The organism is Paraburkholderia bengalensis (assembly GCF_037126505.1).
GTDB classification, from domain to species: Bacteria; Pseudomonadota; Gammaproteobacteria; order Burkholderiales; family Burkholderiaceae; genus Paraburkholderia; species Paraburkholderia bengalensis.
In genome coordinates this window covers 1-20,061 of the sequence record NZ_JACFYJ010000084.1, presented here as the reverse complement: position 1 = coordinate 20,061, position 20,061 = coordinate 1, and the positions used below count along the sequence as shown (strand labels likewise).

15 protein-coding genes and 2 pseudogenes are annotated in these 20,061 nt (G+C 57.1%); 4 read left to right on the top strand and 13 right to left on the bottom strand.

Annotated elements, in window-relative coordinates; genetic code table 11:
• Positions 1–123: 123 nt before the first annotated feature.
• Positions 124–1,338 carry a porin gene (locus H3V53_RS33235; protein ID WP_336601456.1) on the bottom strand — a complete coding sequence of 405 codons (1,215 nt, stop codon included), beginning with the start codon at positions 1,336–1,338 and terminating at the stop codon, positions 124–126.
• Between the two features lie 1,127 nt (positions 1,339–2,465).
• Positions 2,466–2,825: a BON domain-containing protein gene (locus H3V53_RS33230; protein ID WP_336601455.1), complete on the bottom strand. Its 360-nt coding sequence runs from the start codon at positions 2,823–2,825 to the stop codon at positions 2,466–2,468.
• Positions 2,826–3,550: 725 nt separating this feature from the next.
• Between H3V53_RS33230 and H3V53_RS33225 the strand changes: the two genes are divergently transcribed.
• Together H3V53_RS33225 and H3V53_RS33220 are read left to right on the top strand one after the other, a co-directional pair.
• Positions 3,551–4,600, top strand: a complete 1,050-nt coding sequence (locus H3V53_RS33225; RefSeq protein ID WP_336601454.1) for an SGNH/GDSL hydrolase family protein — start codon at positions 3,551–3,553, stop codon at positions 4,598–4,600.
• A gap of 117 nt (positions 4,601–4,717) precedes the next feature.
• Positions 4,718–5,440 (top strand): annotated as a pseudogene (locus tag H3V53_RS33220) (IS6 family transposase).
• 124 nt (positions 5,441–5,564) lie between these two features.
• Here H3V53_RS33220 and H3V53_RS33215 read toward each other — a convergent pair.
• The 8 genes from H3V53_RS33215 to H3V53_RS33185 all read right to left on the bottom strand — a co-directional run bounded on the left by H3V53_RS33215 (position 5,565) and on the right by H3V53_RS33185 (position 12,593).
• Entirely contained in the window at positions 5,565–7,121 is a 1,557-nt protein-coding gene (locus H3V53_RS33215; RefSeq protein WP_336601453.1) for a phospholipase D family protein, read from the bottom strand.
• 451 nt (positions 7,122–7,572) lie between these two features.
• Positions 7,573–7,719 (bottom strand): paraquat-inducible protein A, encoded by a 147-nt coding sequence (locus H3V53_RS43805; RefSeq protein WP_419539606.1) that lies wholly within the window; start codon positions 7,717–7,719, stop codon positions 7,573–7,575.
• Positions 7,720–7,902: 183 nt separating this feature from the next.
• Positions 7,903–8,235 (bottom strand): paraquat-inducible protein A, encoded by a 333-nt coding sequence (locus tag H3V53_RS43800; protein WP_419539605.1) that lies wholly within the window; start codon positions 8,233–8,235, stop codon positions 7,903–7,905.
• A gap of 211 nt (positions 8,236–8,446) precedes the next feature.
• Positions 8,447–8,959 carry an acyl-CoA thioester hydrolase/BAAT C-terminal domain-containing protein gene (locus H3V53_RS33205; RefSeq protein ID WP_419539604.1) on the bottom strand — a complete coding sequence of 171 codons (513 nt, stop codon included), beginning with the start codon at positions 8,957–8,959 and terminating at the stop codon, positions 8,447–8,449.
• 484 nt (positions 8,960–9,443) lie between these two features.
• Positions 9,444–9,914 carry a glycine zipper family protein gene (locus H3V53_RS33200; RefSeq protein ID WP_336601470.1) on the bottom strand — a complete coding sequence of 157 codons (471 nt, stop codon included), beginning with the start codon at positions 9,912–9,914 and terminating at the stop codon, positions 9,444–9,446.
• A 508-nt stretch (positions 9,915–10,422) separates the two neighbouring features.
• Positions 10,423–10,989 carry a SulP family inorganic anion transporter gene (locus H3V53_RS33195; protein ID WP_419539603.1) on the bottom strand — a complete coding sequence of 189 codons (567 nt, stop codon included), beginning with the start codon at positions 10,987–10,989 and terminating at the stop codon, positions 10,423–10,425.
• Between the two features lie 47 nt (positions 10,990–11,036).
• Positions 11,037–11,837 (bottom strand): potassium channel family protein, encoded by an 801-nt coding sequence (locus H3V53_RS33190; RefSeq protein WP_336601451.1) that lies wholly within the window; start codon positions 11,835–11,837, stop codon positions 11,037–11,039.
• A gap of 63 nt (positions 11,838–11,900) precedes the next feature.
• Positions 11,901–12,593, bottom strand: a complete 693-nt coding sequence (locus H3V53_RS33185; RefSeq protein ID WP_336601450.1) for a DUF3313 domain-containing protein — start codon at positions 12,591–12,593, stop codon at positions 11,901–11,903.
• Positions 12,594–13,418: 825 nt separating this feature from the next.
• Here H3V53_RS33185 and H3V53_RS33180 point away from each other — a divergent pair.
• Both H3V53_RS33180 and H3V53_RS33175 read left to right on the top strand, forming a co-directional pair.
• On the top strand, positions 13,419–13,775 hold the full coding sequence (locus tag H3V53_RS33180) for a BON domain-containing protein (RefSeq protein ID WP_336601449.1): 357 nt from the start codon (positions 13,419–13,421) through the stop codon (positions 13,773–13,775).
• 476 nt (positions 13,776–14,251) lie between these two features.
• The gene (locus H3V53_RS33175) at positions 14,252–14,866 is read left to right on the top strand and encodes a PqiC family protein (protein WP_336601448.1); all 615 of its coding nucleotides are present in this window, start codon (positions 14,252–14,254) and stop codon (positions 14,864–14,866) included.
• 808 nt (positions 14,867–15,674) lie between these two features.
• Here the strand turns inward: H3V53_RS33175 and H3V53_RS33170 are convergent.
• From H3V53_RS33170 to H3V53_RS33160, 3 genes and pseudogenes are all read right to left on the bottom strand, one after another.
• Positions 15,675–16,145, bottom strand: coding sequence for a DUF3313 domain-containing protein (locus tag H3V53_RS33170; protein ID WP_336601447.1), 471 nt, complete (start codon positions 16,143–16,145; stop codon positions 15,675–15,677).
• A pseudogene (locus H3V53_RS33165) lies at positions 16,142–17,179 on the bottom strand (integrase core domain-containing protein). The gene H3V53_RS33170 and the pseudogene H3V53_RS33165 overlap by 4 nt, the downstream one beginning before the upstream one ends.
• Positions 17,180–17,548: 369 nt before the next feature.
• Positions 17,549–19,888, bottom strand: a complete 2,340-nt coding sequence (locus H3V53_RS33160) for an Orn/Lys/Arg family decarboxylase (protein ID WP_336601446.1) — start codon at positions 19,886–19,888, stop codon at positions 17,549–17,551.
• Positions 19,889–20,061 lie beyond the last annotated feature (173 nt).

Below are 20,061 nucleotides of genomic sequence, written 5' to 3'. Positions count from 1 at the left end.
GTCTTTATCTATTCCCTTTTTTCGCTTGGTAAGCGATTCCCGGGCAGCGCGAGCACCGTCTCGCGAGAATGCTGCACTGGCCCATTCTGCCGAATTCCACGACTATGCCACACGGTCCATTAGCTAGAATTTGTGACGGATACCCAAGGCAACCAGTTCTTGTGAACTCGATGCCGATTGAAAACCGTATGAACCGATGGAAGCTGTCGCCGTGGCAGTCGTGGTGCCGTCTATTCGTTGCGTGCCGTTTGCGTGCTGGTACGCGCCGATAAGGTACAGATCGGTACGCTTCGACAGGGCGTAGTCAGCACCTAGGGAGACCTGATGGTACGTCGCTGACGTATCGCCTGCGCCATGCTGGTAAATATAGCCAAGACCCAACAGCAGCGCAGAACTGGCCTGATAACCCGCATAGCCGCCAGCAACATGATACTTTTCCTGCTCGCGGAAGGCCGAAAAACCATCGGGCTTGTACTGTACAAAGCTATACCGGATATTGAATGTATACGGTCCCGCTGCGTACTGCGCTGCTGCCGATGTGATGTCGATTGACTTCGCCGACTGGTACCCGCTGTTGATCGTCGACCCGACAAACATACCGTCCGAAGTCCCATTCGGGTTCCACGTCCCCGGCCCGACGCCTGCCGTCGCCGGCGTCAGACCGCGACTCGCCAGCGTATTGCCGTTGTTCATGCGAAGGTAGCCCGCTGCGACGCCGAACGGCCCTCCGGCCCACGTTGCGGCGCCGGACCACGTCTGAGCCGCGCCGGTTGCACCTGCGACGCCGCCGAACGCATACATGCCTTCGATCTGGAAACCGCTCCACACCGGAGACAGGTACTTGACCGCATTATTCGTCCGCGAGCTGTTGTCGTTATTGTCAACGTCACCGGGTGAGGTAAAAACGCTGCCAAAATAATAGTCGGCGGTCAACGGCTGAACAAGGTCGACGATCGGGTCATACTGCCGCCCCAGTGTAAAGGTACCGTATGCACGTTCGGCCAGGCCGACGTACGCCTGACGGCCGAACAACTTCGTACCCGTAGCGTATGAGCCCATCTTGCCGTTGTTCGGGTCGAAGCCACCCTCCAACTGGAAAATCCCCTTCAGGCCGCCGCCCAAGTCCTCTGTGCCCTTCATGCCCCAGCGGCTGCCTGAGAGATTGCCCGCCAGGAGACCCCATTGGTTCGCGTTGTTGCCATTTGCGTCGACCGAATTGTGCACAAAGCTGATCGCATCATCGATCTCGCCATATAGCGTCACGCTACTTTGTGCGTGCGAGACGTCCATGGCGCTGAGCAAGGCCAGAGAAAGGCAAGAAAATAGAATGCGTTTCATTGATTTCTCCAGTCGGAATGATCTGTCGATGTAAGTCGAGGGTAACTCGAAATATCGCTATCACCGAATTGAAACTCTGTGGTGTCGCGAATTTCAGACACCGCGGAACGACTATATTATTGCCTGTTCCAAAAGCACTTAAGTAATCTCAATATTCTTAAACCCAAACGTGGATGCTGAGCAGTGCAGGCTCACTCCGGTCCGGCAGATTATCCAGAAATACGCTGCCCGTTCGATAGATCGTCCGAGGAAGATCTGATCGGTAATGAAATCATAGGGGTCGCGGGCGCATGGACGGTAAGCCACATCCCCATGGCCGCACTGATCTAGGTCAATTACCCAATATCATGTAGGACCATTATAGAAATGCCCACGAGTGTTCCATCGCAACTCGGCCTAATGATCGGCCGTTTCACCAAGCCGAAGAAAGCTAAGCGAATCGTGGTCGCTGTTCTGATTAGCCGGCCATGAATCGTGAATGTATGCCGAAACGGCTAAGGGCGTTCCCAGATGTATAGGGAACTATTAAATAGGTCATTTAGTAAGGAGTCAGTCATGCGCGCACAACTCGTATTAGCCGCGAGCGCTTTATGCTTTTTCGCCGTGGCGGGAGCCGCTCACTCACAGGGCTTACCCCAACAATCGTCACCGTCGCAATCGTCTACCCAGCAAAAACCAGAGCCGTTGAATCAGCCAGGCGGCAACCAGTCATATGGAGGTGTGGCGGATACACAGAAAGCGATGGGAAATACAACATCGCGTCCATGTACTTTCGGGCCACACTGCGATGTCTTCTTTGGTCACTGAGATTGCCGTCGGCCCTTTTGTATTCAACGAGGGTAGGACGATGACGCGTGTTCACGCGGAGCCTATTCCGGCGCCTCGGTCGTGATCGCTTTTCGCAAGGTGATTCGGGCGGCATGCGTCGCACTACAACAACTCGAAATCGAGTTCTCTTCGCCGCGCCAGCAGGCAGGTCGGCAAGGCCTGCCTGTTACACCTGTGCGCCGGTTCTGTCTGGATCGGACGCTGCTCAAATAGTTTGCAGCCGCCGAATCGGACCGCTCTTTGGCACTGTGTCGAGCACTTCGCGAGTGCTATCGACTCATTCGAGCGCTCCCACATCATTATTGCCCCACTTCTTTAAACGTCAGTGAATTCTTTACAGACGTTACGCCCGGCACGGTTGCCGCAATCTGGGCAGCCTTGTCGATTTGGCTCGCATCGGAGACGGACCCAGCGAGCGCTATTTGACCGCCTTTTGCGATCACATTGATCCTGGAAGTGCTGACGCCACCTTTCGAGAGTGCTTGCAGAACCTTCTTGCTCAGTGCGCGATTGGCCTGCCTGGCGGCTTTCGCGCTTGGCTCAGCCGTCGACGCTGGCGCTGTAGTGGATGATGAGACGCTGGCCTGAGGCCACGCGTTGAACGACGCTGAAACCATCAACATGCCGAGGATAAACTTGAGTGTATTAGCGACTTTCATTGTTATCTCCAGTTCAACAAGCCAAGCAGACGCATGACAGGCAATTAGACTCGACGTTATGCGACTGTATGCCCCGCTCAAAGGCTGGGCAGGGCAGCGCGATCGACTTTCGATCCGCCGGGCCGGGCGACTTACTGACGGACGCAGGTGCTGGTACGTTTAATCCGCCGTTTCAGGATAGTCCTAACTTCGCCGAAAATCTATGAGACCTTAGTCCAATAGATCGCCGGGCGATCACCAATTACGAAAACGGAAGGGGTCAGGAGATTGTCTGGGTAACCATCGGGAGCGGCAGTGACCCGTTGATGTCCAACTACATAGCCGGCTTGCCTGACGTTTCTCCATCCCTCACTATCCCACTGGCACAATGAAACATTCGAGACGCGAACTTCATCCGGGGATGTACTTACTGCCCTTCCATGTAACGCCACCTATCTTGAAGACGCACGCATATCGTTGCAGCATCTTGAGGCCACGCGTGGTTCACGATGCACAGTGTATTCGCCATTAATGGGCAGTGCGTGAACGGCTATCAGAAGATCAACATAAAGCTTGCTGTCCTGGCGCGCAGCGACTTCAGCTCCCCCCGACCAGATTGCGTTGCCCCTTTTGTTGCTCAACAACACATGAGGATCAAGCAACTTCTGAACGCGACCTCGTGCTGCGATAGCTGCAGAGATCGGGAGGTCTCAGACTGCCGATCCAAATAATGAAGGTGAACAAACATGACGAACGTACTTAGGCAGAAAATGGTGCAGATCATCGTGGCCGTGTTGGTGCTCGCCCTTCCCGGCGTCGCAAGCGCCAATATGATATTCGGCAGCATCGTCGTGTTCGGTACGAGCCTTTCCGACCCCGGCAATGCATTCACGCTGCTGGCTCACCCACCGGCCGGACAGAGTGTGCCGGGCAACGTCAGTCAGAACAAACCGCCTTACGACACCCTCGACGAGTCGCTGGTTCCGAGCGCCCCTTACGCAAAGGGCGGGCACCACTTCAGCAACGGAGCGACCTGGATCGAGCAGTTCGCCCAGGGCAGAGGGCTGGCCGCGTACGTCCAGCCTGCGTTCCAGAGCACCAGCGGCAAGGCGCGCAACTACGCAGTGGGCGGGGCAAGGGCCACGCAGTTTCCGAATACGGTCAATCTGCCGCAGCAAGTGCAGACATTTCTCCAGGATGTGAACCAGACTGCTCCATCGGACGCGCTGTACGTCATCGAGATGGGAAGTAACGATCTTCGTGATGCCCTTGTCACGTTTTTCACCGTGTACCAGGCAACGGGCAGTCAAAGCCAGGCGGCGGCGGCGGCGAATGCCATCGTGACCAATGCCCTGAACGGCATCGCCCAAAGTATTCAGACGCTTTATACCTCCGGTGCAAGAAAGTTTCTTGTCTGGAATGCGCCGAGGATAGAGTTGACACCGGCTGTTCGGGCGTTGGGCCCTGGCGCAGGGATCGCGGCCCGTAACCTGGTGGACGGATTCAATCAGGGGCTAGCCCAAAACGTCCTGTCTTCGGCGGCACTCGGTAGCCTGCCCGGCATCCAGATCGCGGAAATGGACATCTCCGGCCAGATGGTGGTCATCATCCAATCGCCGAGCAACTTCGGCCTCACCGATGTCACCGATCCCTGCGTAACCCCCAATATGCCGCCTTTTACCTGCCAGCAGCCTGACGATTATTTCTTCTGGGATGGGATCCACCCGACGAAGGCAGTACACGCGCTAATTGCGCAACTGGCAGTGGGTACCTTGGCACAGTATCCCGGCCCTTAGCGCGGCCGCATGGACCGGCAACGACATGTCGACGGATGCGTGGTACTTGTTTCAACGGGCAGTGTCGCAATAAGGCCTTGCTGTAAAATCCGCGGTCCGACACCGATGACCAACACGATGATCAAGACGAAGAAGACACTGCGAAAGACAGTGCCCGCAGGCGTTGGCAAGGTGTTCAAACGCATGCACTACCCACTGGATGTGATCCTGCTGTGCGTGCGATGATACGTAGCGTATTCGCCGAGTCTGCGCAACCTCGAAGAAATGATGGCCGAACGCGGAATCGACGTGGGCCATTCGACGGTGCACCGCTGGGTGATTAAAATCGTGCCGCTGTTTGAAAAGGCGTTTCGCCAGCACAAGCGCGAGGTGGGAAAAAGCTGGAGGATGGACGAGACCTACATCAAGGTCAAAGGCCAATGGAAATACTTGTACCGCGCGGTCGACAAGGCTGGCAACACCGTCGATTTCCTGCTGCGTGCCCGGCGTGACAAGGCCGCGGCCCGGAGCTACTTCGAGAAGGCGATAGACCGCAACGGCGAACCGGAGACGATTTCCGTCGACAAAAGCGGCGCTAATCTGGCCGCGCTCCAGGCGCTAAACGCCGAACGGCCAACACCGGTCAAGATCCGGCAGAGCAAGTATCTGAACAACATCGTCGAGCAGGACCACCGCGCCCTCAAACGCGTCATCAAACCGATGACGGGATTCAAGAGTTTCCGGTGCGCGCGCATCATCCTGGCTGGGATCGAGATCATGCATATGATTCGCAAGGGGCAGATGCGTGGCGATGGCATCGCTGTGACTGCTGCCGATCAATTCTATTCTCTCGTTACATAAGCAATCCTGTTCATTCCGCGAATTCACTCATCCCATCTTCGTTATTGCGACACAGCCGATAAAAATCCCATAATGTCATAGCCAACCATAGACAACCCTCAGCATTCAGGTCATTACTTTCCTATCAGAGCTGCGATTCGATTGGAAGTAAGCCGAGCAACCACACTCCCACTCGTTTCAGCGAAGATACGCCGGGCTCAGAGTCAAGTTCCGTCTCGGTCCCGTTATCCGCCGTTTCGATCCATACGATACGGCGCTTTCCATTTTCGTCCTCGCGTTCGTCGACTCGCCACGCAATGCTGTCCAGTTTTGCGCCAATTCCATCGACAACCTGTTCGGTGATCCCCGCGCTCTGACAGTAAAGACCGATCTCCGTGTTGAGTTTTACAGACCGCGGATCAAGGTTCATTGAGCCAATAAATATGCTTGAGCGGTCGAACGCATAGGTCTTTGCATGCAGCGATGCTTTTGCCGATCCGAATGTCGATTTATTTGCTTCTTTCGCTTGCTCGGTAATGACTGGCTTCATCTCATAGAGGCGCACCCCGGCGGCCAGCAAGGGTTTGCGATACCGTTGATAGCCGGCGTGCACTGCGGTCACATCGGTCGCCGCAAGTGAATTCGTTATCACAGTTACTCGCACGCCTCGCTCCGTTAGCCGCCGTATCCATTCGACGCCCCTTTCGCCAGGCACGAAGTACGGCGTCACGATCAACATCTCATGGCTAGGCTGAAGGTCAAGACTCTGCATCTGCGACATGAGTTGACCTGTGGTGTCGTCTGGTGCCCGAGTGACTTTCGAGGGGCTATCGTAAAGCAGCCTGGCCTTTCCCCACGTGAATTCGACATCTTTTGAATGAATGAGCCGACCCAGACGATCCCGGGCTCGCGCAACGTAGGGCACATCCTGTTGTGCTGTTTTATTCGTCGCCAGAACTGCACGAAGGGCAGTAAGGTCGTCTGGCTTTACTTTATCGTTGGTCAATTGGTCAATGGAGTAAGACACATCGGAGTTCCAAAACTCGTCGAATGCATGTGATGCGTCGTGGACCACCGGCCCGTGCACAAGAACATCAAGGTCACCAAAGGCAACAGTACTTGACGCGCCAAAGTATTCGTCACCAATATTGCGCCCACCCAAAATGGCCGCCTGATTATCCGCAATTAGCGATTTGTTGTGCATGCGTCGATTTAGGCGAGCAAACTCAAACGAAGAGCCGATCGTCTTGAACTTTCGATTCGCCGCGGGGTTGAATAACCGAATCTTTATATTTTGATGCGAATTTAGCGCAAGCAATCGTCGATCATTCGGGTTCGTTCCAAGGTCGTCGAGCAGAACCCGAACCCTAACTCCCCGGTCGGCCGCCTTGAGCAGCGACGCGGCTAGTTCGCGTCCGGTCAGGTCGTCGTGCCATATGTAGTACTGGAGGTCGAGCGTTTCGTCCGCCATCTCGATCAGCATAATGCGAGCCACGAGAGCGTCAATGCCGTCGGATAGCAGATGAAACGCGTTACTTCCAGGATGGGTACGATCACTGGGTGCAAACGCTAAACCTAAGCGAGACGCCTGCGTATCTTCCGTCGCATACGTAGGCGTCCGGGCGATCTGAGGCGGCAGGCTGGTGCACGCCTGCAAAAGTGAAAGTAGGAATGCAGCAACGATATATTGTAGTCGGCTCATTGTTCCCTCGACCCGCATCAGCCCGGTTTCAGGACGTGGACCGGGAGCGGCCCGTTCCGCAGCGGCAGCGAGTCTCGGCGCGATGGACGCGACTTCGGCAGATGACATGCCCGACTTTTACGATAGTCAAGTGAGCCTAACACAGATTGACGCAAGTCAAGCGAAACAGCTTTGACGAAACCCGGAAAATCCCTCGCTCACAGCCATGTCTGCGCATAGACACCCGCAGAATTTGGCTGCCGTTTGAGTTGCAGCGGGTTCGTGACGAGCAAGTGGCGTTGGTCGTGAACGGTTGGCACGGAATAGGACCGGTCGGGCGATCCCGAGGTCGTCGCGGCCGTGCGCAAGCGGATTGCCCAGCGTATCGCAGTCGAACGTCGCAAGGCCGTGCCAGACCATCTGCGCGCGCGCTGCTCTGGTCGCGACGTTGAGTGAGGCTGCGTGGATACCGTCAGATACGACAGCGCAAGTATCTTGAGCAGATGAAAACGATAACTGCTAGCGGCTCCGAGCCCGACGTCCACAGGTACGCGACTCCGCTCATGATCGTATCCTTTTCGGCACCGAACAAAGAACTCGTGTACATCACCGGCAGCACGTTCACTGGCACATATAACACGAGTGCTACGATCAGCAGCGCCCACGTCCGCGAAAGACTCGCCGGCTTGCGCACATGCAGTGCAGCCCCGCAACGTGTACAGGAAACGCCGCGCCCGTCAGGGGACAGCCGTGCGATCTGCCCGCAACCGTGACACAGCGCAATGCCGCATGGCGCTGCGGTTTAGGCTACATGCAACAACTGCTGCAGGTCTACGCCTGATTCCAGGCCACCGACGTCCTGCAATGCCCCAATGCTGGACCATAACATGCGCACATCGGAGGCGGCGCTGGCTGACGCCAGCACTAACATGAGCGCGCCGTACGACCACAGCGCTACGCCGACCACTACGCTCACAATGTGAGCCAGCTTGACTAGCGCCACAACCAGAGTAGTCGTACGCTGCCGGTAGAGTAATGCGTTACAGCGACGGCAGTGCAGTGCACCCCCTTGGGACCGGTGCTTCACGCTGCAGCAGATCGCATTCGTGGCAGACAACGGAAGGGGTGGCGCCATTCATCACGAAACCTCCGAAACGCGTCTGGACTAGCCCGTCGGACAAGGAGTGAACGCGCCTGCAACGCATTGCTCTCGGCATGATGACCTTTCGTCATATCTCAGCGCCGAGCCGGGTAGGAGACGGGAAAGCTGCCCAACCACGGACCCGCGGGGGGAGGACTCGAAACGTACTGGCTGGATGACTCCGGCCCGAAGTTCCCAGAGCGTCCTAACGCCGCGGCACCACCACGTCTCGCCGATTTCCTTCGACTAACCGTAGCTTGAACCACGGGACGATCAAGTTCGCCAGCACATCTGTCTCATCCAACCCTCCGGGTGATCGCGCGATAGCGGGGATACGTTCTATTCGATGAGCACAAATCATCTTTTTCTCGGCTTTCCGAACAAGATTTAGTGATGCCGTGTCGCCGTCGGGGACCGTCATCAACGTCGGGGTAAGGATAGAGGTCGGCAAATAACCTCCGTTGTCCATGGTTCCCGCATGCGACACAATCGCGCGGACGTCCGGTATTCGAGCCGCCGCACCAAATGCGACCACGGCCCCCATGCCCACGCCGAAAATGCCAACGGGAAGCCCGGCGACTTCAGGCTGTCCGCGTAGCCATTCGAGCGTCCCTATCAACCGGCGAACAAGCAGCGGAAGATCGAAACTATTCGCGACCGTCAACGTGTCGCGGCGCTGTTCGCCTGGAGTCAGGAGGTCCGGTAGCAAGGTTGCCATTTCGCAGCGCTCCAGCACGGCCGCAATTCGTCTGTCGCGAGGGTTGCACCGTGACCACCCCTCTATGTCTACAAACACGACGGTTGCGCATGCATTCGCAGGAACCGTCAGGATTCCTTTGAGTCGTATTTGAGGACCTTCACTTCTCCTGTTGGCACATGACATTACTGCATCTCTCCTGTTGATACAGCGAGTCTTCCGAATAATTTCGGGCATGCGAGTCCAACTTCATCGTCAACCAACGTCAACCGATGGCTTTGCTGCTCTTATCGTTCGGAGTTCTGGAATGCAAGAGTTTTTTAACGGGACGTCATACGAGTCGTTCAAGAAGCCCAACGGACGAACCGCGTCAACCGGCCCGGCTACCCTACGGATGTTGACCGGGACCACCGTTGTAAGTGCATACATTTGCGGGCTCGAGAATGGGCCACAGCCGCAATTCTCGTGTATCCCGGTCAATTCTCTTCCCCGATCCGGAACCTTTTCATTTCATATAGCCGCGCCCGCTCATACAGGCCGAATAGGCCTGATTGTAGGTATTCATTGCGCTTTGGCTTTGCGTTTGAGCGGATGCCTGGGCATTGCGCCGGTTTTGACGCGCGCGCGATCCGCCAACCATGGTGCCCGCTGCCGCACCGACAGCGGCGCCCTTGCCCGCATCACCCGCTATCGCGCCGATGACGGCGCCGCCAGCAGCACCGCGAGCTGCACCTCCGACCCGCTCTCCACCTCCTACCGCGGGCCCGGCGGGAGCTGGAGAGGCAGCAGCCGCTGCAGCGGGATCGACGCCGGTATTCGATTTTGCCCACGAGGCGCATGCCGCCTGATCCTGCTGCTGTTGCTGCGCACTCTGATCCTTGGCCGGATAAGCAACAGGTTGCGCTTCCGAGACGATCGGAAAACATAGCAGCGCGACGACCAACGCGCTGATTCGGCGCTTTATCAATGCATTCATGGAAGATCCTCGACGAATGTTTGCTGCCGGGGCAACATCGCGGTAGCCGCCGCGCACAACATTTACGACGGTGTTGTGATCAAAGATAGACAGCAACAGCCAGGATCCATTGCGATAGGTCAAGATAGACTGCCGACATGACCATTGCCATTCATGCTCGTCGGTCCCAGAGGTTGTCCTCTGCTGAAAGCAGGAAGATCGCTCAAGATACGTCAACTCCGCGGATGCTTACGGCGAGCACCAGTTTCCCAATCGTGTTGGGACCTATGCGAAGACCAGATTGACCTGAACAATCTGCCTCCGACGAATGGCACAGCGGACTGGCTCGGCGTTTCGATAGGCGTGCCGCGAATGAGCTGCTCCAGGTGACGCTGCGGGCTGATTGCCCAGCGATGCCGTCAAATCGCGAGAATGAGTCGATGTCCCGGGCGGCGTCTGCAATATGACCGACTGTCCGATGCGTGCCCGCCTGACGGGTAATCAGCATATGCTTGATAGAAAAGAGAATTTATATAGGGCCACAAGGCGGAACCGCGCTAGGCTTAGGCGGTCCTAACCGGAAAAATGCACTGCTTGCGAGTCGCTCGAACACTGACACCAGCTGAAGGATTGGACCATGCCCCTGCTTCGCAAGCCCGATCAATCCCGCCAGTTCACCGGCTGCGACCTGGATAGCGACACCGGTGAGAAATCCGATCAACGCGCTGCGTGACAAAAAATCCGCCAGAAATCCGAGTCGACAAACCCGGGCCACGATGAGCATCGCGGCCACCGCGAGCGCGACCGTGCTGGTCAGAGCGACGTATTCCTTGCTGCCCAAGGCGGCAACGGTCACCAACGTACCCGCCAGGATCGCAGCACTCGCGGAGTCCGCTGCCGCGACCAGGTGCCTTGAGGCTCCGAACAATGCAAACGCCACCAGCGGCAGCAGGATGGTGTAAAGACCCGTGACGGCAGGCGTGCCCGCAATCTTTGTATACCCCATCACTTCCGGAATGCCCAGAGCGGCCAGCGTAATGCCCGCGACGATGTCGTGCGGTAACTGTGCGCGTGAGACCGGGAAGACTCCCTTCAAGATGGGTCTCCAGTGAAGAAAGGGGGCTTCTGTCTGAGTGGGGGCCTTCATGACGTGGTCTCCGCATGAGCAATGAGGCTCTGGGTTAGTGCCTCGGCGAGAATCTCATCGCCGATCACTACCCGGGTCGCGCCCGCACTTTCTAGCAGCGTCTTTCTCAGGGTGTTTTCGCCGGGCGTAATGATCGGCAGCGAACTGTTAAGGGAATGCGCGAGTAGCGTGACGGCCAGATTCGCGTCGCCATCCGGCGCGGTCGCAACGAGCGCCTTCGCGTTCTCGAGCCGCGCATGTCGAATCGCGTCATCGAAAACGTCAGGCGCACTGATAATGACCATATGACCGTGTTCCGCTGCCCGGTCAGCCATGGCCTTGTCGGCGACGAGCACCAGTACGGTTTCGCCAATGCGCCGGAGTTTGTCGGCGATGCGCTGGCCGAGTGACCGATATCCTACGATCACGACATGGTTGTCGAGATGTTCAAGTTTGCGTTCCATCGCCCTGTTCTCTCTGTATGCAATCACGTCGTCTCCCGACAGGATGCCCGTCAGTCTGGTTAACGCGAACGCCGCCACCAGCATCGTTACAAACATTGCGCCGAGCATGAAGATTTTCTGACGCTCGTCGAAGTCAGAGAAGTCACCGAGAGTGGTGATCAGGTTCACCGCATCCCACATAGCTGCGAAAAGTCGCGTGCTAAAAGGCGCGCTCGATCCGTCCAGCAACATCAGCCCCGTGGTGGCTGCAATGAGCAGCAACACCAGAAGCGCAATGGCGTGGCGGGCGCGGCGTCTCCATTCACGCACCCGAACCGCGCCAAGGCGCGGTTCATCGACACGATAGATGCCCATTGAAGCGCCACGTGTTTGGTTGCATGCAACATAAACCACGCAATCGCCAGGTCGTTCCCGTGGCTATCGAGGTTTCACGTATTTCACAACCGCATCGGAAACGCTGTTGCACCAGTCGTCCATGATCGGCTTGACCGACTCGAATGTGATTACGGGCATATTCGAGGCGACACGGCCCAAACGCTCACCGGTACGCGTGCGCACGACCTTGGCCATGACTTCCCCGGAAACGCTGTCCGTGCCGCGTGCCTCGACCAGCAGTTTGGCCTGCTGAGGCGCACCCGCCACGCTATTGACCGCCATCGTGGCAACGAAGGCGATCGGAAGGACCTGATACGGCGCGATTCCCTGCGCCGAGCTGGCGACGCCAGTGATGGCGACCTGCAATCTGAGCACACCGGGGCCGGGCGCATCGACGACCCGGACTTTCGATCCGACCGCCTGTCGCAGGCAGGTCGTGCCATAACTACGTATTTCATCGATAGTTGTTTGACTGAGCTGCTCGGTCGGCTCGGCTTTCGGATACATCTGGAGAGGCTCAACGATAACCGCGCTGTAATTAGCGGGCATCAGCTTGGGATTGATGTATCGCAGGAGTGGTTCTCCCTTCGAATCTTCTGTTTTCTGAAGATTGGAATAGTCACCAAGGAATCCAGAGTATTCCGATTGCGTTGCTACATTGTTGCTCGCGCATCCCGCGATTAGCATCGTGATAACTGCAATCGCAGTCGATCTAAGAAAGTTCGCATTTTTCATCGTCACACCTTCGCTCAACAGTCGCGTGGAATTGCACACTTTCCGTCTGTGCAACATGGGATTAAGGCTGCGCGCATTCCTCAGCTACTGCCGAATTGGGTCTTGCTTGCGGCGGACCTTGTGTGTGCAAGGCTATCCCGCATGGCGATGATCAAATTGACGTACGTCAACGCGTGCCAATCTTATGATCGACGCGCGACGCCACAATCTACACATCCTCGATGAACGGGTGCGCCGTTCGGGCAATCTGGCAAGCGAGTCGGTTGATCGTAACGACGATCATGTTATGAATAAATTGCGTGCTGCGCTCATCGCAAACCCTTTTGGGCTCAATTTAATAAGCGATAACAGAATTCAGGATGGGCTTTTTCGGTGACCTTTTATATACTAACTGCTTCGGGCGAGAAGCTCTACAGCACCGAACCGGAGACGAGTTGGTCCACGCGCATGGGAGTCAAGTTGCTGTCGATTCTTCCGATCGAATGGCTGCTGTAGGCGACATCGTAATTCGGGCGTCTGAATCGGCGAAACCGGTAAGGCGATTGCTGATCCCGCTGATGACTGGACTCCGCAAAATCGCATACAAGCACGGTTGTCTCGCCGCGCGATCACATTCATACAAAGGCCACAACGCGGCATCGGCAGCAAGCGGTCTTGAATGGACGCGGCGGAGAACGCGATGGCAGGACATTCGCTGCATGACATGGAACCAGTTTGACATGAATCAACGAGTCACCCGGGTTCACGCCGAAAATGAGCTTTCACTGTGCCGAACCCGTGATCTCCTGTTGGATTTGTGGCGGCTTATGACAACTGGAGCGAGAAATGAAACTTACCAATACACTTAAGTTTGTTAGCACCGCATTAATCGTGGCTGCATCGATCAATGCATGGCCCCAGTCCACTGAATCAGCCGCTACTTCGACAGCGCCGGCGGCCGAGGGAAGTGCAAAGGCTACCAGACAAGCGAATCGCGCACTAAGCAAAAATGTGCTTCGCGCTCTCTCGAAGGGTGGGGTCACCACTTCCAGAATCAACATCATTGCAAAAGGCGGCGCGGTGACCCTCGCGGGTTCAGTCACCGACGCCAGTCATATCGACAAGGCGACCGAAATCGCGAAAACTGTTCCTGGCGTGACGTCCGTGAAAAATGCGTTGACATTGAAAGAAGCTGGACAGTGATTCTCCGTGGCGTAGCCAGCGCACGGAGCCCTGACTTCCCTTCCCCCACCGGTCGCGGACAATCTGAAGTATTTCCGGATCGAAATGTCCGCGGATGCCCACCAACTCCTCGTCAGCGACCGACGGCCGGCACGGAGCATCGACTTTCTTGGCGGCGGACCTAACTCACGTCGAAGCCTCGGGGTCCTTGCATCGATTGTTTAAGCAGATGACCTGCAGGCCCTTGTGATCGAGCGAATGGCTGTTGTTCTTTTGCAAGTTGACGTCGAGTTGCCGTTGGCCGGAAGACGGCAAGGGGTCGAAGATCAACCACTGCACCAAGCGCAAACTTGATCTCCCTTCGTTGAAGAGGAGATTGTCATGGAAACGCTTACTGCTTCCGGCGCTCGAAGACAAACTCGCATTCATCCGGATACCACGGCCAAACAAACTGGGGAAGGGTTTTTCGCGAATCCGATAGCGTTTGGGGGCAAGACATGATTCGATTTCGGCTGATGGTTTTCACGTTTGGATTGGTGATGTTTCTCGGCGCATGTGCAAGCACCCCACGCCCGAGCTTCTACAGACTAGCTTCCCAGCCCTTTCCCCAAAGAATCGATTATGTTGGAGCACCTCTCGTGATAGTTATTGATGATGTAACTATCCCGGAAGTGGTCGATCGGCCACAACTTGTATATCGCGCCAGCGAGTCGCAGGTGCGGGTCGATGACTTCGCCCGGTGGGCAGAACCATTAAAAAGTCAAATTGCGGACGTTGTCGCCGCAGATCTCAGAGAGCTCTTTCGCGATGCCCTTGTTTTCACGGCTCCGCAGAAGAGCGATAGGCCGACCGTTCGGGTCACCATCAATGTGCGGACGTTCGACTCTGTCCCGGGAGAGCACGCAGTACTTGTCATAAATTGGTCGATCCTTACGCCAGGAGCCAAGCAATTCTTCAAGGCAAAATCCGGCATCGTCCAAGGAGTTGATGGCGCCGGTTACGACGCGCTCGTAGACGCACACAGCCGGGCGCTCGCGGACTTTAGTGTCGATGTAGCACTCGCGATCGTGTCTGAGCTAAGAAAAAACAGTTCACTTGTAGCGAACCCATGAACGACGCCTGAGCCTTTACTCGTTTCGTGCGTACGGAAATGTGGTTCTATTGCGGCGAGAAGATTTTGCCGAACGATAGCGATATGCTGAGGTCCGTTTACTGAAAATCGCCAGCGAGTAGAAACACCTTCCATTTTCGGAGCAATTTCGGCTGTCTTGACGTGCAGGATCGGCTGCAGATGTATTTACGGCCTTACTGCAGCCGGTAAAGACCGGCAGCGGGCTCTCATGAAATCCGCTGACTCGCGTCTCATTGACCTCCACGAACTCAAAGCTCTTGTAGATTTCGCCGGTTCGAGTAGGATCCTGCTTAGTCCCCCACTACGGTAGGCGACACTGCTATGACGCTGCGCCAGGTTGATGAATTTCAGCCGCTGTCCCTGTGCTCTTTGTTGTACCAAGGTACGAATTGCTGCGTCAAGGCACGCGCCTCGTCGAGGCTTGCCAACGCCTAGCGCGGAGAGTCGGATTGATGCTTGCACGTGGGTAGGCGATATTCGCGAACAGAAGGCGGGCGCTATCGGTCGCAAACCGTCGGACGCGTATTGCGCTTGACCTTGCCTCGTTACGCCAAAAGGGTTTGGGTACCGGCGTGGCGTCGGCACCCCCTGTGGTCGCCTGATCCGTTCAGTCCGTATCAGGCCGTTTATCGAGGTTTCACGTATTTCGAAACAGAATTGGAAACGGTGTCGCACCAGTTGTCCATGATCGGCTTGACCGACTCGAACGTAATCGCAGGCTGATTCGATGCGACGCGCCCCAAACGCTCACCGGTACGCGTGCGCACGACCTTGGACAAGACCTCACCTCAGACACTGTCCGTGCTACGCGCCTCGACCAGCAGCCTTGCCTGATGCGGCGCACCCGCCACGGTATTGACTGCCATCGTGGCGACGAAGGCCATCGGCACGACCTGGTACGGCTTGAGCCCGTCCTTTGAGCCGGCGACGCCCGTTATGGCGGCCGGCACCTTGACCATACCCGGACCAGGAGTCTCCACGACCCGGTCTCTCGAAGCAATCACCTGTTTCAGGCAGGTCGTGCCGTAGCCACGGATCTGGTCGATTGTCGCCTGACTCAGTTGTTCTGTCGGCTCGGCCTTTGGATACATTTCCAAGGGCTCAACTATGACTGCGCTGTAGTTAGTCGGGTAGAGCTTGGGGTTGATGTACCTCATTAACGTTTCTCCTTTCTCATCCTTAGTTTGCTTGCATAGAGGTGGCGCCGCTTGTTCGGACAGGGTCCCGAGATTTTTAAGTGGAACCACCGGGGCTTTCATGCTGCCGATTTAATCGCAGGCAGCGTCGCGAAGTATGCCTCGTCCGGCGTGCGGTCTTCCAGACTAGAATGAGGTCGTCTCTGGTTGTACAGATTGATGTAATCGCCGATTGAGCGCCGGGCGTGGCTGACCGACTCATATGCCTTCAGGTACACCTCCTCATGCTTGACGCTTCGCCACACCCGTTCGACGAACACGTTGTCGCGCCAGGCTCCCTTGCCGTCCATGGACAGTTTGATGCCGCGATCCAGAACCGCGTCGGCAAAAGCGGTCGCAGTGAACTGGCTGCCCTGATCGGTGTTGACGATCTCCGGCTGGCCGTATTTCGCGAAGGCCTTGTCAATGCCGACCGTAATTTCCCCCGAAGTGTCGAAGTAAAAATCCCCACCCTGTGTAGCCGGTGATCAACCGGGGTTGTGATCGGGTGCGCTCCTTCGAGGGCGGCCTGCCGCGACGGCTCGTGTTCGGCTTGCAGTACAGCGCTTCAATGCCCATGCGCTTCATCAGCGTGCCCACATGCCGGCGTCCCACCTTGATGTCTTCACGGCGCAGCAGACGCGCCAGCATGCGCGCTCCCGCGAACGGGAACTCAAGATGCAGCTCGTCGATGCGGCGCATCAGTTTTAGCTCCGTCTCGCTGACCGCTTGCGGCCGGTAGTAGACGCTTGATCGGGCGATCCCCACAAGGCGTGCCTGTTGCGCAATCGGCAGCGCGTGTGCACGGTCGATCATCGCTTTCCGCTCAGCAACCCCGCCTTGCTGAGCGCTCCGCTTAAAAATCGTTCTCCAGCGTCAACTGGCCAATCTTCGCGTGGAGCACCGTGACGTCCACTGGTGGCTCAACCGTCGTTGATTTGCCCGTCTCGAACACTTCCGACACGCTCCTGCAACTGCTTCTTCCAGTCCGTAATCTGGTTCGGATGAACGTCGTCCTGCTGCGCCAGTTCTGCCAGCGTCTTGTCGCCCTTCAGGGCTGCCAGCGCTACCTTTGCCTTGAATGCCGGGCTATGCGACCGGCGGCTTCTTTTTGTCATCTTTGGGGTCCTCTTGCCGGTCCTATGACCAGCTCAGGTCCCGGCCGTTCCACTTACCGACCTGTCCGAATTTCTGGCCCCACCTCTCATACCCGCGCGTCGATCACACAGAACACCGCAAGATTCTTCAATTGGCATTGCCGGTAAATGCATACGGGATCTGCGAGATCCCGTACGACGTTCGTGAAGTTACTCATGGAAAGTTTAATGATCAAACCAGTGATCTCCGACCGGATAGGCCTCGTATCAGGTTTGTGTTCGTCAGGTAGTGGCTTTGTACACGTTTCCTTCGGACCCCACCTCCCGACGATGTCCTTGTGTTTCGCTAGCCCTTCACCACCGTCAGGTTCGTTAGGGGACTCGCGTTCCTCATAGGTTCTTAGCAGCGGCGCCTCGGCGCCTCGCAACACACGCGATGCGATACACACCATCCGCCACAGAAACACCGTGCGTGTCATGCGTGAACCCCAGGAAGCGCATGTCATATTCTTCGAGCGCCTTCAGATAGCCCAGGATAGGACCGTCGGCAGGCCCCGCGTTCTCGCCCGGCATCAACAGCGGGATACCAGGCGGATAAGGCACCACCGCCGTCGCTACCGTGCGCCCTTCCATCTCGGCAAGTTCAAGCAATTCGATGTCGTTGTGCACGAGCAGTTCGAAGGCTTGTTGCGGGCTGAAGTCCGGTCGTGGGAGCGTCGAAAAGCCACGCGCCATCAACTCCGTTGTCTTGAGATCGCTCATCGCGCTGAACATGAGATCGCACAGCTCACGCAGCCCCATGCCGCTGTACCGCCCCGGATCCTTCGCCACCAGATTCGGTAACACCTGTTCCAGTGGGCGATTGGCGTCGTAGTCAGTCTTGAAGTCGAGCAACGTGTTCATGAGGGTTCCCCACTTGCCCTTGGTAATGCCGAGCGAAAACAGCAGCAGGATCGTGAAATCCGTGGTCTTCTCGACGATGATCCCCTGACGGGCGAGATAGGCAGTCACGACACAGGCCGGTATGCCGACTGACATCAGTCCGCCCCCCGGTGCAATGCCCGGCGTGACGATGGAAACCTTGATGGGATCCAGCATGCAGTATCCGTCTTCGATATTGCCAAACCCATGCCACGCCTCTTCCGGATGCAGGACCCAGCATGAAGGGTCGGTGGTCAGCAGGTCTTCGCTGGCTTCGTGAAACGGCGTGCGGCGGCCTGTCTTTTTATCCAGCACGAACTCCGGTTGCCAGCCATCAAAAAACCAGTCGCTTTCTTCTTCAAACTTGGCATGCAGTCTGCCCAGCATCTGACGAAACGACACGGCCTCGCGAATCGCGTCGGTGGTCAGCGCCTCACCACCGGGTCCATCCATCATTGCCGCACTGACATCGTTCGACGCGATGATCGCGTATTGCGGTGAGGTCGACGCATGCATCATGTACGACTCGTTGAAGCGCTCATGTTCGATTGGATTGCGCCCGTTACGAATGTGAATGAATGATGCCTGCGACAGCGCAGCCAGCAGCTTGTGCGTCGAATGCGTCGCGAACACGGTGGGTTTCGAAGCATCGTGCTCCACCGGGTCACCATGCATCGCGAAGCGGTCCCTGTAGAGCGGATTGAAGCGCGCGTAGCCGTACCATGCCTCGTCGAAATGCAGGCGGTCGACGCTTTGACCGAGCAGTTCTTCGACGCGTGTGACGTTGTAGCAAAGACCGTCGTAGGTCGAGTTTGTAATCAGCGCATGAACGGGTGTGGGGCTCACGCCTGCGCGGTTCCCGACAAGCGGGTTTTCTTCGATCGCCAGACGGATCGCTGCCGCTGTGAGCTTTTCCGGCATGATCGGCCCGATAATGCCGTAATGGTTGCGCGACGGCACAAGATAGGTCGGAATCGCGCCAGACATGGTCATTGCATGTTCTGCGGACTTGTGACAATTCCGGTCACACAGGGCGATCTGGTTGCGCGTGACGCTCGCCATCAGAATTACCCGGTTCGACATCGACGAACCATTGGTCACGTGATAGCTGCGATGCGAGCCAAACACTCTCGCCGCGTAGCGCTCGCTCTCACCAATTGGTCCGCTGTGATCGAGCAGCGATCCGAGTTCTCCGACCGAGATCGACAGATCCGAGCGGAACAGTTGCTCCCCGAAGAATTCAAAGAATGCCTGTCCCACGGTCGATTTGAGAAACGCCGTACCGCCCGCGTGACCGGGCGTATGCCACGAATATTCGAATACACGCGAGAAGCGCGCCAGCGCGCCGAACATCGGCGGGAGAACGGTCACGCGATAGCGCTCGATAGAGGCGACGATTCTTCCCGCGACAAAAGCGGTCGTGTCCTCCAGCATCCAGATGAAGTCATCCGCCTTCTGCATCGCATCGACGGGCACCGTCGATGCACTCGTGCGGCTCGCCAGCAGAAAGATGGGCACCGTCGCGCTTCGCTTGCGCTGCGCATCGAGCACACGCTGCGCCTGCTGATGAGTTTCATCGTCGCTGAGTTCCCAGTTCAGCAGCAGGCACTGAATGAGCGGATCGGCTGCAATGACCGCGACGGCATCGTCGGCCGACGTCGCCACGACGACGTTGATGAACCGCTGCTCCAATTCAGTAATCAGTGCCTGTGTGGCGCGTCCGCTTGCGGAGCGCGGTTCGATCTCGTGATGCACGAGAAGCGCCTTCATGCCGAGACGGCGAAGGATGGGTTCGGTGTTCGCTGTCATCGAAGTCCCCTGGTTTTGGCCGCAGTCTCCTGGACTGCGGCGCGATCACGGATACACCTGGATGCCTCGCCCCTGCGTCGCAGATAGCTGGCGGATCCAGGCAAGCGGGCTGCCGCACTGGGCGCCGCCTGGTTTGCCCGCTGAACTCACTCCGGAAGCGCACTGAGCCGGAA

Excerpts from the sequence above, each read along its gene's own strand:
- H3V53_RS33235 (WP_336601456.1), bottom strand. The coding sequence starts at position 1,338 with ATGAAACGCATTCTATTTTCTTGCCTTTCTCTGGCCTTGCTCAGCGCC.
- H3V53_RS33230 (WP_336601455.1), bottom strand. The coding sequence starts at position 2,825 with ATGAAAGTCGCTAATACACTCAAGTTTATCCTCGGCATGTTGATGGTT.
- H3V53_RS33225 (WP_336601454.1), top strand. The coding sequence starts at position 3,551 with ATGACGAACGTACTTAGGCAGAAAATGGTGCAGATCATCGTGGCCGTG.
- H3V53_RS33215 (WP_336601453.1), bottom strand. The coding sequence starts at position 7,121 with ATGAGCCGACTACAATATATCGTTGCTGCATTCCTACTTTCACTTTTG.
- H3V53_RS43800 (WP_419539605.1), bottom strand. The coding sequence starts at position 8,235 with ATGGCGCCACCCCTTCCGTTGTCTGCCACGAATGCGATCTGCTGCAGC.
- H3V53_RS33205 (WP_419539604.1), bottom strand. The coding sequence starts at position 8,959 with ATGGCAACCTTGCTACCGGACCTCCTGACTCCAGGCGAACAGCGCCGC.
- H3V53_RS33200 (WP_336601470.1), bottom strand. The coding sequence starts at position 9,914 with ATGAATGCATTGATAAAGCGCCGAATCAGCGCGTTGGTCGTCGCGCTG.
- H3V53_RS33190 (WP_336601451.1), bottom strand. The coding sequence starts at position 11,837 with ATGGGCATCTATCGTGTCGATGAACCGCGCCTTGGCGCGGTTCGGGTG.
- H3V53_RS33185 (WP_336601450.1), bottom strand. The coding sequence starts at position 12,593 with ATGAAAAATGCGAACTTTCTTAGATCGACTGCGATTGCAGTTATCACG.
- H3V53_RS33180 (WP_336601449.1), top strand. The coding sequence starts at position 13,419 with ATGAAACTTACCAATACACTTAAGTTTGTTAGCACCGCATTAATCGTG.
- H3V53_RS33175 (WP_336601448.1), top strand. The coding sequence starts at position 14,252 with ATGATTCGATTTCGGCTGATGGTTTTCACGTTTGGATTGGTGATGTTT.
- H3V53_RS33170 (WP_336601447.1), bottom strand. The coding sequence starts at position 16,145 with ATGAAAGCCCCGGTGGTTCCACTTAAAAATCTCGGGACCCTGTCCGAA.
- H3V53_RS33160 (WP_336601446.1), bottom strand. The coding sequence starts at position 19,888 with ATGACAGCGAACACCGAACCCATCCTTCGCCGTCTCGGCATGAAGGCG.